This is a genomic window from Parabacteroides sp. PFB2-10 (assembly GCF_029893085.1).
Classification (GTDB): domain Bacteria; phylum Bacteroidota; class Bacteroidia; order Bacteroidales; family Tannerellaceae; genus QVMG01.
Window position 1 is genome coordinate 379938 of the sequence record NZ_JARXWI010000001.1, and the last position, 12785, is coordinate 392722.

A 12785-nucleotide genomic window follows, 5' to 3' on the forward strand; every position below is an offset into this window, starting at 1 on the left:
CCATTAGCCAACCGAATCCTGCTTCGTGAGCGGGAGTGATTGAATCTGTTAATGATGAATTGAAAAACATATACCAGATTGAGCACACCAGACACCACTCTTTTACTAATTTCACATAGAACTCGAGTTGATTAACATTTTTTATAGTTTTTGTTTGCAGCCTTTTGCTTAAAGGCTTCATCTACATATGTGTAAGCAGAAAAGAAATAATATTATGTTGATGAAAAGTATGGAAAAGTTGAAGTTAATATTAATAGCTGGGATTATCAGTGCATCCCTGCTATTTCAATCCTGTTCGAATGACGACGGCTACTCGCTGGGCGATTACTGGTTAAGCGTAGCAACAGTTGAATCTCTGGATGGAGGAAGTCATTATTTTAAAATGGATAATGGTACGACCCTTTGGCCGGCAGCGGGTTATTATCTGGGACATAATTTGGCAGTAGGTCAGCGAACCTGGTTGAATTTCACTATTTTGAGTGATAAGAAAGACGGTTTCGACCATTACGTAAAAGTAAATGGTGTTGATCCGATTCTGACCAAAGAGATTGCAGAAGACAAAGGAGAGGAGAATGACTCGTATTATGGCACCGATCCGGTAGCTGTCAAGGACATATGGGTCGGAGGCGGATATTTGAATGTGATTTTCAAATTCAACTACGGTGGTATGCAAAAGCATTTTATCAATTTGTTGCCCGTAACGGATAGTGAGAATCCGTATGAAGTGGAATTCCGCCATCATGCCTATAAGGATCCTGCAGAAGCAGCTGTTGCCGGGATCGTTTGTTTCGACCTTTCTTCCCTACCGAAAACGGAGGGTGAAACGGTAAAGCTGAAGGTTCACTTTAAAACGTTCAATGGAGAAAAGACGTTTGAACTGGAGTACAATTCGGACAAAGAGACTGTTACGGAAGAAAAATCCGGAAACACGTCCCTAAATATAAATTTTTTTGAGACAATTAACTAGAAACCTTCCCACATAACTTTTATTTTTATCATTTAGTTCAGGGAGAGAGGCGTCGCGATGATGCCTCTTTTTTTTGTTTGCACCGTTTGTACGACTGCGCTTTAACTGCCTCATCTGCGTGCAGTCATACTATAAAAAGAAGTTTTATCCTATCTTTATGCAACATTCTCCGATCGACCATCGTATATAGAAATGAATGGATAAGGAAGTCTTACACTGGATCAAAGGTTGCCGGCGCCAGGAGCGAAACGCGCAACTGAACCTCTATCGCCGCTTTGCGCGCCTATTGTATGTCGCCTGCCTGCGCATCACCGGGAATGCAGAAGAAGCGGAAGAGGCGATGCAGGACAGCTTCCTGAAAGTGTTTAGCCGCATCGATCAATACCAGGAGGGACATAGTTTCGAAGCCTGGATACACCAGATCGCCGTACACACGGCCATCGATTATGTGCGGCGGCAACACATACCGACCGAGGAGCTGACACCCACCATGGCCATGGAAGCGGAAGCGGAGGAGGATGAACAGGAAGAGGCGATCATGGCTTCGGTCGAACAGGTCAAAGAGGCGGCCTTGCGCCTGCCAACAGGCTTCCGGGTGGTATTAACGCTCTATCTCTTCGAAGGCTATGACATGGAAGAGATCGCATCGATTCTCAACCTGCAGCCATCGAGTGTCCGCAGCCAGTATCTGCGGGCGAAACGCAAATTAGTAGAAATGATTCAACGAAATTAGTCATGGATAAATTAAAAGAATTCGTAGACAAGAACCGGGAAGCATTCGACCAGGTGGAGTTGCCGGAAGGACATCTGGAACGCTTCGAACGGAAACTACCACCTCGGCGGAAGCGCTCCGCTTCGATTTATTATATCTATGGAGCTGTGGCTGCCGCCTGTATTGCCCTGTTGATTTTCTTACGTCCTGCGATCGATTCCTTTACAAATGAGGAGCCTGTGGACAATCTGTGCGAGATAGAAGAGGTGCAACTGTTTTACACCATGCGGATGAACAACCTAATGGCAAAGATGGAGGACTATCACAAGGCTGCTCCCACGCCGGGAAGCGCTCAATTATTGGAGGCAAGCCAGGAAGTATTATCGGATTGCCGAACATTTGAAGAGGAGATACTACCCACTCTTCCCTGCTCGGAAGAGGCGATGCTGGTGATGAATCAGCAATATGAAAACAGCTTGTCGAGCCTTCAGTTTATGCTGAATCAAATGGATAACTACAAACAATAAAAAATAAAGAAGATGGAAACAATGAGTAAAGTACGCAACACATTACTGATCCTGTTATTCCTTGTGATCGGATCGAACTGCGCTTCGGGGAAAGACTATGTACAGGACAAAAGCAACCGGCGTGAATATGCGAAAACATATAAGGTAAACTCTTCGGACAAAGTGGATATCGACAACAAATACGGGGATATAACCATCACGCATTGGACCAAGAATGAAGTAGAGATACGCGTTGTGGTGGAGGCAAGCGCCCGCAATGAGGCACGCGTAAAAGAGTTGTTGAATTATGTCAGTATCGACTTCGACCAAAAAGGAGGCACGGTATATGGCAAAACAAACCTGAAAACCTTTGGAGGCAACCGCAACAACGAGCGGATAAAGATCGACTACCACATATCGATGCCATCTACGCTTGCCTCCAACCTGAAAGTGCGCTACGGAAATATCCATATGCCCACGCAGAATAAAGGCAACACCTCCATAGATATTGCTTACGGAAACATTCATGGAGGTCATTTCACCGGTCGGTTCGATGTGGTACAGAAATATGGTAACCTGAAGGTTGTCAATCTGAAAAATGCTGTATTAGATATGTCGTATAGCGGTGATATCACGATCGGAGAGGCAGAAGATATCCATTGCATAAGCAAATATTCCAATCTAAAACTGGGGGATATCGTAGATCTCGTGGTAGACAATAGTTATGGGAATATCGATATAAACTCGATTGTTCGCATTGATTTACGACTCAAGTATGGAAATATCGACATCAAACACCTGAAGGAGTCATTCGATGCCTCTCAATTCAGCTACAGCAACCTGAAAATCAAAAAAATAGACAGTCGTCTTTCCCGATTCAACCTGGAAGGAAGCTATTCGAATGCGACCCTTTACCTTGAGAAGGCTGCCAAGTTCAATGTGGAAGCAAATCAGATGAAATATGGAAAATTCCAGACCAACGGGCTGAATGTGCAAACCGAAAAAGTGGGAGACAATTACAAAGTGAAGATAAACAACGGCGACAGCCGGCGTGTGATCCGGTTTAACGGAAAGAATTATAGCAACCTGACTCTGCAGGGATTGTAATCGTTCACTCATAAAACAAAGAAGGTCTTTAAGGATAAAACCTTAAAGACCTTCTTTGTTTATAGTAGAAAGGAACCTTTTCTTAATCAAGGATCTTCACTTTGATATTACGGAACCATACATCATCGTCATGATCCTGGAAGCCAATCACACCTTCCCGGTTAGGGCCACCACAATTGATCAACAGATCATATGCTTCGGGATGAGCTCCTCCTTGCTTGAATTTACTGTTATCGATCATGCTTTTCCAATGATCGGTCCACAAATGATACTCAACCACTGCTTCACCATTCTGGAAATGCACCACCGTTCCTTTGAAACAAAGGATAGCGCCTGTATTCCATTCGTCGAAAGGCTTCGCATTTTGCGGTACAGCCGGGATCATATCATACAGAGAAGCCGACTTGCGGTTGCCGTCTTTTCCCAACCGGGCATCCGGGTGATTGTCATTGTCCAAAATCTGGTATTCAGGAGAAGAGTAGTAGATTGGCAACCCTTCTATCTCCTGGGCAAGAATGAAAATACCGGAGTTTGATCCTTTCGCCACCATCCAGTCGAACGAAAGTTCAAAGTTTTTGAATTTATAATCAAAGATAAGATCTCCTCCATCGGCATCTTGTGCTTCACCAGCTCCCGTTCCATTGAATTTGATCGCACCATCATCAATAGTCCATTTCTTGGGAACAGACTCTTGGTTGTAACCTCTCCAGCCGTTAAAGTCCCTACCATTGAATATAGTGATCCAACCATCCGCATCTTTCGGGAAAGAGAAATCACCCAATTGCACCATTTCTACCTCGGCCTTCGTGGAAGCTGCTTCGGCTCCTGCCGGTTTATTCTTGCTATTACAGCCGGAAAGACCTCCGATAATAACAACGATTCCTATTATATAAAATAACTTTTTCATGATAACTTTTATCTGTTTTAGTTCATTATCTCGGCATATCCGTCAGGTTCCATCCCTGGCGATAGTTATGTTTGATCAACTCTTCGGCAAAGGCTTTGGCATTGATCGGATCCGTTTTTTCCTTATTGAAAGAGGGGTGACCGTCTTTGATCGTAAAGCCGTCTTTGATAACAATTCTGAGTTCGTCGGTATCCGCAATGTTGGTAAAGCGCATATTCGGACCATCCCAATGCAATTCCTTATGCAATTCCTGCAAACGAACAGCCAATACACCCATCACAACCATTTCATTGAACGGGCCTGCTTCCGAGAAGTCTGATTTAGGCTTCACGCGATTAGAGGCACTCTCCTTACAAGCACGCACCCAGTCTTGCTGGTGTCCGCCATTCATAGCATCCTTCACACGACGGCATACCTTCGGAGCATCGGGCACACGGCCTGACAACAACCAGGGGCTTTTGCCATAACAACCACAGATCAACGTATCTTTTGTTCCGTGGAAGATCACACCACCTCCGGAGTCATCCATATTACGTCCGGCAGGCCATCCTTCCGGCATATTCGGACGCAAGCCACCGTCATACCAATGCACCTCCAGACCCGGCATAGCCACCTTCGGCATATTGTCGCGGGCAGGGAATATCAGGCGCACATATTGTGCTTGCGGCGCGCAGTCTCTCAACAATAAAGTGGAAGATCCCTGTACCTTCGTCGGGTATCCCAGTTTCAATCCTTTAAACACCGGATGAAGAATATGGCAAGCCATATCGCCCAAGGCTCCTGTTCCATACGCCCACCAGCCACGCCAGTTCCACGGATGATAGATATTACTGAACGGACGCAATTCTGCCGGTCCTGTAAACAGATCCCAGTTGAGCGTAGAGGGCACCTTGTCGGCCTTTTCCGGAGTCGGCAATCCTTGCGGCCAGATAGGACGGTCGGTAAATGCTTCCACCTTGGTCACCTCCCCGATCTCACCATTCCAGATCCATTCGCACACCAGATCCACGCCTTCGTCGGAAGAGCCCTGGTTACCCATCTGCGTAGCCACCTGATGTTTGGCCGCCAGTTTCGTTAAAAGACGAGATTCGTAAACAGAGTGGGTCAACGGCTTTTCACAATAGATATGCTTGCCCATCGTCATAGCTTCCGAAGCAATAATCGCATGGGTATGGTCGGCCGTCGCAATCATAACAGCGTCGATCGACTGCCCCATCTCATCATACAGTTTGCGGTAATCCCAATATTTCTTTGCCGTAGCATATTTCTCAAAAACCGGTTTGGAATACTTCCAGTCCACATCACATAAAGCAATGATGTTTTCGGTTTCCAACCCACGCAACACACCTGCGCCACGCCCGCCAATACCAATACCGACAATGTTCAGCTTATCTGTCGGTGCCGTATAGCCATGACTCTTACCAAGAATCGCACTGGGGGCAATTGTAAACGCCGCAGCAGCGGCAGTCCCTCTTTGCAGAAAGGATCGTCTTGAGATGTTTGACATAATAATATTATTTTTAAAAGTTAATACTACATATAATTCTTTTGGCTGCTGTCATTCTTCTTCTCCCAATCAGCCAAATGCAAATATAAAGAAAGCAATGAGTGTGCCAAGTTTCTTCTTGTCTATTTCACCTGCAAAATAAACTTTTTTAACAATAAATCTGTTTATTAATATGAAAGGGGAGACATACTGTTCGATGGCATTTATAAGTCTATCGATAAAATCTATTTATAAAAGAAGACTGGCAGAAGCCATTTTATCTACATTTGACATCTATATCTTAAGCGACTTTGTAACTGTGAATTAAACTCCGAAAATCATGAATAAACAATCTATTCCTTTGCGTATCTTTCACTTTTATCGGGAAGGTTTCCGGGAGATGACCCTGGGGAAAACATTGTGGGCCATTATTTTAATTAAGCTGTTCATAATGTTTGTAATTCTTAAAATTTTCTTTTTTCCCAGATACCTCAACCGGTTTGACACCAAAGAGGCCAAGCAGGAATATGTCTCGAGTGAATTAATTGAACGGGCAACACCTTAAAGCTTACACATATGTTAGAAACAATTGACACTTCTCTCATTGATTGGTCACGGGCGCAATTTGCGCTGACCGCCATGTATCACTGGCTGTTCGTACCATTAACCTTAGGCCTTGGAGTCGTCCAGGCGGTTATGGAAACGATCTACTACAAAACAGGCGATGTCTTCTGGAAAAAGACGGCACAGTTTTGGATGAAACTCTTTGGAATCAACTTTGCCATTGGCGTAGCTACCGGGCTTATCCTTGAATTTGAATTCGGCACAAACTGGTCGAACTACAGCTGGTTTGTCGGTGACATCTTCGGTGCCCCCCTGGCTATCGAAGGGATCCTCGCCTTCTTTATGGAAGCCACCTTTATCGCTGTCATGTTTTTTGGCTGGAATAAGGTAAGCAAGAAATTCCACCTGGCATCGACCTGGCTGACCATCCTGGGGGCTACTATCTCGGCCTATTGGATCCTCGTGGCAAACGCCTGGATGCAATATCCCGTGGGAATGGAGTTCAATCCCGACACAGTGCGCAACGAGATGATGGACTTCTTTGCCGTCGCCTTCTCGCCGTTTGCTATCAACAAATTCTTCCACTCTGTCCTCTCCGGCTGGGTATTGGGTGCCATCTTTGTGATGGGTGTCAGCAGCTGGTATCTTTTGAAAAAGCGAAGTACCCGGTTTGCCTTGGCCAGCATTAAGATCGGAGCCATCTTCGGTTTGGTGGCCTCTTTATTGATCCTGTGGACCGGCGACGGTTCGGCCTACAACGTGGCTCAGAAACAGCCTATGAAGCTGGCGGCCATGGAGGGTCTCTACGAGGGAGAGAAAGGAGCCGGGCTCAGTGTCATCGGTATGCTTAACCCGTCTAAAAAGACCTACGACGACGGAAAAAATCCCTTCATTTTCAACATCCAGATGCCCAAATTGCTCTCTTTCCTTGCTGAGCGCGATCTAAAGGCCTTTGTGCCGGGCATCACCGACCTGATCGAAGGAGGTTACACAGCACACAATGGAGAGGTAGCGCTTTCCGCCCAGGAGAAAATCCACAGAGGACAGACGGCTATCAAAGCCCTGGCCGACTACAAAACAGCTAAAAAAGAGAAAAACGAGGTCAAAGCCAGCCAGGCATTGACTACGCTTAACGCCAATTTCGACTATTTCGGGTATGGCTACATACGCGATGTGAACGAACTGGTGCCCAATGTCGCCCTTACCTTCTATTCTTTCCGTGTCATGGTATTATTGGGCGGATTCTTTATCCTGCTCTTCATCATCGCGCTTGTGTGGGAAAGAAAGGGCAGGTTTGAACAGGCCAAATGGCTGCAATATGTCAGTCTGTGGACTATTCCATTGGGGTATATTGCCGGACAGGCCGGATGGATCGTAGCCGAAGTGGGACGTCAACCCTGGGCCATCCAGGATATTCTGCCCGTCGGCGCCTCTATATCCAAACTGGCAACAAGCTCGGTGCAGCTCACCTTCTTCCTGTTTCTCGCCCTCTTCACCATCCTACTTATCGCCGAAATAGGCATTATGCTGAAAGCGATTCGGAAAGGACCGGAGGAAACAATTGAGAATTCATAATTCATAATTGATAATTCATAATTAGAAAACATGGACACATATCATATATTACAATATTACTGGTGGTTCCTGATCTCATTGTTGGGAGCCCTGTTGGTCTTTCTCCTGTTCGTACAGGGAGGACAATCGCTGATCACCACCCTGGGAACGAGTGAACTCAAACAAAAGATGCTATTGAACTCCACCGGACGCAAATGGGAATTCACCTTCACCACCCTCGTCACTTTCGGCGGAGCCTTCTTTGCCTCTTTCCCCCTCTTCTATTCCACCAGCTTTGGTGGCGCCTACTGGGTATGGATACTCATACTACTTTGCTTTGTTATTCAGGCGGTATCGTATGAATACCAGGCCAAGAAGGGCAACCTGCTCGGCAAAAAAACCTACCAGGCCTTTCTGATGATCAATGGCATTGGCGCACCTATCCTGTTGGGAACAGCCGTCGGAACCTTCTTCAACGGAGCGGAATTCTTGGTTAATAAAGAGCAACTGACCGACATTGCCATGCCTGTGATCTCCACCTGGGCCAATCCGTGGCACGGTCTGGAGGCGGTCTTGGTGATATGGAATGTATGTCTCGGCGTAGCCCTCTTCTTCCTGGCACGCGTTTTGGCTTTGCTCTATTTCATCAACAACATCGACGACGAAGAGATCTATACCCTGAGTCGCAAACGCCTATTGCCGGAAACCATTCTCTTCCTGGTGTTTTTCCTGGCTTTCCTTATCCATACACTGTTATCTGAAGGATTCGCTGTCAACCCGGAGACGAAAGAGGTGTTTATGCAGCCTTACAAATACTTTATCAACCTGATCGAGATGCCGGCTGTACTGGCAGTCTTATTGATTGGTGTCGTGGCAGTTCTTTTCGGGATTGGAAAAACAATCTATACGAAAGGCTGGAAAAAGGGAATCTGGTTTACGGGCATCGGAACCGTACTGACCGTATTGGCTCTGCTCTTATGCGCCGGTTGGAACAATACGGCCTACTATCCATCGGTTGTCGACCTGCAAAGCTCGCTGACAATCGAAAACAGTTCATCCAGCCTGTTCACATTGAAAACCATGAGCTATGTATCGATCCTCATCCCCTTTGTATTGGCTTATATCTTTTATGCATGGCGTTCGCTCGACCTGCGTAAGATCGATAGCCAGGAGATGGAAAACAACGAGCATACCTATTGATCCAGCTATATGTAAAAATACACCCCCTATGTGATATCCAATTCTCTTAACATACGTTAATTACACCCCCTCCCGCCGAATATGTCAACTTACGATTTGAAATTTCGGCGGGACTTTTTTGCCAAAATACCGGGACTTCGGAGACAAACTCCCGGGAGAAACATTTTTTAACGTATGGATTTGTAAGCAAAACGGCCATTTTGCTTACAATCGCGATTTTAACATTTCGAAAAAAGCTGATCCCTCGGAGGGGCAGTGGCAAAATGGTCTTTTATTTAAAAAAAATATATACATTGCAACAAAATATGTGTCAGTATATTTGCAAATTATATATTTTATTTAACTTAATACAAAATGAAAAGAATAATTCATGACATTAGGAATAAAAGAATAGGTTTTCTTTTACCGATTATAGCTTGTCTCTTTTTCTTTTCCGCCTGTTTATCTCCTCAAAAGCAAGGCGATATTATCGAGATCGATATCAGCCAGGATTATCCAGAGAAAGAGCTTAACCTGAAGGATATTGCTGATATTTCGTATGTAAAACTTGATGCGGCAGATGATAAATACTTGGTTCAGGGTTCCGTTGTCGGCGTTACGGATAAAACCATTGTGATCGGAAACTGGAGAGCAAGCGAGTTTTTATTTTTTACATTAGATGGAAAACCAAAATCAAAAGTTAGTCGGCGTGGAAATGGCCCGGAAGAATATGTTTCAATAACAGCATCCTTATATGATGAAGAGAATGATGAACTTTTTGTTAATGACACAAGACAGCATAAACTTTTGGTGTATTCGTCAACAGGAGAATATAAACGAACACTTTCATTACCAAAAGGCTCAATCGTTGAAAGACCTTATAACTTTGACAAAAACTCCCTGTTATTCTACGATTTAGCGAGAAGTGCTGGCCAAATCGAAGGGGATTTATATGAACATCCTTTTGTTCGTATATCGAAAAAAGACGGACAGGTACTGGAGTATCCGTTAATTCCTGAAGACACCAATATAATCCTTGGAATAAAACCGGAGCCGGGCGCTCCCAGCCCTTTGGGTGGTTTTATTCTTGGAAGAAAAACTCATATTATCAATTACCGAGATGGATTTCTCCTTTATAATCAGGAAACAGATACGATGTTTTACTACCAAAAAAACCAATCTCTTACCCCTGTTTTTGTACGAACTCCTCCGATCAAAGAGATGAAACAGATCACCTATATGAACACATTGTTCGAAGTCGGTAATTATGAGTTTATTCAGACCATGACGTTGGTTAAGGCTACACCGGGACCGTTGAAAACAACTTATTTGGTGAGAGATAAACGAGATGGTTCCCTGTTTACACAGAAGATTGTGTTTGATGATTTTAAGGATGCCAACATTACGTTAGATCCCATCAATAATGTAAACCCGACAAACAATGTCAAAGTGGGTGTCTTGCAGTATGAAGTCGGGGTGCTGAAAGAAGCTTTGGAAAAAGGCAAACTTAGTGGAGAGCTAAAGAAGATCGTTAGCGAGATGGGTGAAGAAGATAACGACTTGCTGATTTTGTTGCACTTTAAAAACTAAAACAGGACTATAAGGTCTTAATTTTTAAAAGAAATTAAACGGAGTTATAAAGTCAATGTGCGTATACGCCGGTATTTGGAAAAAGTTTTTAATCCTGATATACCGTTTATGATTCAAGCGATTTGATGTGTCTTTTTATTGAGAATCAAACCAAGTCCCTCCCGGGCTCTAAGTGGCACGATTTATTGTTATGTGCGCAAATACTTCTATATTTGCACTTCCTACGATTGCTATAACAGTAAATATCAAAACGATGCAAGCTAAAAAAACGCTTATCCATATAGGGCTTACCTTCACATTTCTATTTACCGTTCTCTTCGCGTATGCGGCTCCCGTTAGTGAAAACACAGCCCGGGGAATTGCTTCCCGGTTTGCCGCCTCTTTCTCTTCGCTGAGAAGCACCTCGCCGTTGACGCTTGTCTATACCGGCGAAGTGAATGAAGGCTTGCGCGCAGGCAGGGATCCTTTGTTTTATGTCTACAATGTGGCCTCCGACAGAGGCTTTGTGATTGTCTCCGGCGACGATGCAACCTACCCTGTTTTAGGCTATGCGACATCGGGCAGCTTCAAGACCGAAAATATGCCTGATAACCTGGCCTACTGGCTGGATTTCTATAAACAGGAGATATTGTATTCGATCGAACAAAACATTACGCCCTCCCCTGAAATCAAGGAGGAGTGGCAAAATCTGTCGTATGAAACAAAAGCAGATGTTATAACACCCGGACTTGAATTGCCCACGGCCAAATGGGATCAACTGGAGCCCTATTATAACCTATGCCCATTAGATGACGGGGTGCTTTCCGTAGCGGGATGTGTAGCCACCTCTATGGCCATTGTGATGCATTATCACCAATGGCCCGAGAGGGGAACAGGCAGTATAGAATACACCACCAGAAAAAAAGGAATGACGGTCTCTGCCTCTTTTGACACGGAATACGATTGGGACAATATGCTTTTCGAATACCTCAAGGTAGAGAATGCGCCTACATGGAATGAACAAGAAGCGGAAGCGGTAGCCGAATTAATGTTTCATTGCGGTGCCGCCGTGGAGATGGATTATAAATCGACCAGCAGCGGAGCCTATGCCCAGTATATTATTCCTGCCCTCTGCGAGCATTTCGGATACGATAATGGCAGTGTTTTACGCCTGCGTGGCCTCTACTCAACGGCAGAATGGGAAGAGATGATCAAAAAGGAGTTGGATGAAAACCGCCCTGTTATCTACGGAGGATCCACCTATCTCAATCAAGGACATCAGTTTGTCATCGACGGATACGATCAGACAGCCCAATATTTTCACCTCAATTGGGGCTGGAGCGGATCGTGCGACGGCTATTACCGCCTCTCAAACCTGCGCCCTGCCCAGGGAGGAACGGGTGGTGTCGGAGCCGGTCTGGGATATAACTACTACCAGGACGCCATCCTCGGTTTGCAAAAAGCGCAAGAGGGTTCCCGGATCAATAACGAAATCTATTTCATCGATTATATTCCTGCCGACATAACAACCAATAAACCCAAGAACACCTTCGGCCTGTATACAAACGTAGAACACATTGTCAAAGACGAACCCTTCCTGTTTTATTTCAGCTTTATATATGATTATAGTATGCGCGACTTTTCGGGAGAGATGGCTCTCTTCCTGGAAGATAGAAATGGCAATCGGAAGCAAAAGCTTGTCGCTATGGATATGACTGAAGAGGGAGAGCAGGGTATCTTTGAGGCAGGTCATGTCGTATGGGAAGAAGAGGGGTGGGAATTAACCATTACCGACGAGATCGAAGAGGGGGATATGATTCGTATGTATTACAAACCGGAAGGGTATGAGTGGCGCGCGATCCGCGGAGAATCGAGGGTGACACAAGCGCTTCCTGTTTATGCCGAATCACCAGTGTCTAACGAAGCGATCCGGCTCGAAGAGGCCATTCAGGTATTCCCGACCCGTGTGCAAACAGGACTGACCATATCTGTGCCTGAAACCATCATAATACAAAGTGTTTCACTTTATGATCTGTCCGGCCGCTTAGTGAAACAGGAAGTGATTCGCAGTAGCGATTCAAAACAATATGTTTCCCTGTCCGGACAACAGCCGGGTATTTATATTCTCTCCATACAAACATCCCAGGGAACCAGCCGCCACAAAATCATAAAGGAATAAGGATATCCGGTTAATTTAATACTATTTAACTCCTTTCCTTTTGATTCTTTACGAT

11 protein-coding genes and 1 pseudogene are annotated in these 12785 nt (G+C 45.0%); 10 read left to right on the forward strand and 2 right to left on the reverse strand.

Annotated elements, in window-relative coordinates; genetic code table 11:
• Window positions 1-12: 12 nt before the first annotated feature.
• The 5 genes and pseudogenes from M2137_RS01590 to M2137_RS01610 all read left to right on the forward strand — a co-directional run.
• Window positions 13-110, forward strand: a pseudogene (locus tag M2137_RS01590) (transposase); the annotation flags it as partial.
• A 110-nt stretch (window positions 111-220) separates the two neighbouring features.
• Window positions 221-967: a NigD-like protein gene (locus M2137_RS01595; protein ID WP_280764706.1), complete on the forward strand. Its 747-nt coding sequence runs from the start codon at window positions 221-223 to the stop codon at window positions 965-967.
• Window positions 968-1163: 196 nt separating this feature from the next.
• The gene (locus M2137_RS01600) at window positions 1164-1700 is read left to right on the forward strand and encodes a sigma-70 family RNA polymerase sigma factor (RefSeq protein WP_280764707.1); all 537 of its coding nucleotides are present in this window, start codon (window positions 1164-1166) and stop codon (window positions 1698-1700) included.
• Window positions 1701-1702: 2 nt separating this feature from the next.
• On the forward strand, window positions 1703-2206 hold the full coding sequence (locus M2137_RS01605; protein ID WP_280764708.1) for a hypothetical protein: 504 nt from the start codon (window positions 1703-1705) through the stop codon (window positions 2204-2206).
• Between the two features lie 12 nt (window positions 2207-2218).
• The gene (locus M2137_RS01610) at window positions 2219-3292 is read left to right on the forward strand and encodes a hypothetical protein (RefSeq protein ID WP_280764709.1); all 1074 of its coding nucleotides are present in this window, start codon (window positions 2219-2221) and stop codon (window positions 3290-3292) included.
• An 82-nt stretch (window positions 3293-3374) separates the two neighbouring features.
• Here M2137_RS01610 and M2137_RS01615 read toward each other — a convergent pair whose 3' ends face one another.
• A complete protein-coding gene (locus M2137_RS01615; protein WP_280764710.1) occupies window positions 3375-4199 on the reverse strand; it encodes a DUF1080 domain-containing protein in 825 nt (274 codons plus the stop codon).
• A 25-nt stretch (window positions 4200-4224) separates the two neighbouring features.
• Window positions 4225-5706 (reverse strand): Gfo/Idh/MocA family oxidoreductase, encoded by a 1482-nt coding sequence (locus M2137_RS01620; RefSeq protein WP_280764711.1) that lies wholly within the window; start codon window positions 5704-5706, stop codon window positions 4225-4227.
• A gap of 319 nt (window positions 5707-6025) precedes the next feature.
• Between M2137_RS01620 and M2137_RS01625 the strand changes: the two genes are divergently transcribed.
• The 5 genes from M2137_RS01625 (at window position 6026) to M2137_RS01645 (ending at window position 12730) form a co-directional block, all read left to right on the forward strand.
• On the forward strand, window positions 6026-6250 hold the full coding sequence (locus tag M2137_RS01625; RefSeq protein WP_280764712.1) for a DUF4492 domain-containing protein: 225 nt from the start codon (window positions 6026-6028) through the stop codon (window positions 6248-6250).
• An 11-nt stretch (window positions 6251-6261) separates the two neighbouring features.
• On the forward strand, window positions 6262-7824 hold the full coding sequence (locus M2137_RS01630) for a cytochrome ubiquinol oxidase subunit I (protein WP_280764713.1): 1563 nt from the start codon (window positions 6262-6264) through the stop codon (window positions 7822-7824).
• Between the two features lie 30 nt (window positions 7825-7854).
• A complete protein-coding gene (locus M2137_RS01635; protein ID WP_280764714.1) occupies window positions 7855-9003 on the forward strand; it encodes a cytochrome d ubiquinol oxidase subunit II in 1149 nt (382 codons plus the stop codon).
• Window positions 9004-9357: 354 nt separating this feature from the next.
• Window positions 9358-10572 (forward strand): 6-bladed beta-propeller, encoded by a 1215-nt coding sequence (locus M2137_RS01640; RefSeq protein WP_280764715.1) that lies wholly within the window; start codon window positions 9358-9360, stop codon window positions 10570-10572.
• Window positions 10573-10825: 253 nt separating this feature from the next.
• On the forward strand, window positions 10826-12730 hold the full coding sequence (locus M2137_RS01645) for a thiol protease/hemagglutinin PrtT (RefSeq protein WP_280764716.1): 1905 nt from the start codon (window positions 10826-10828) through the stop codon (window positions 12728-12730).
• Window positions 12731-12785 lie beyond the last annotated feature (55 nt).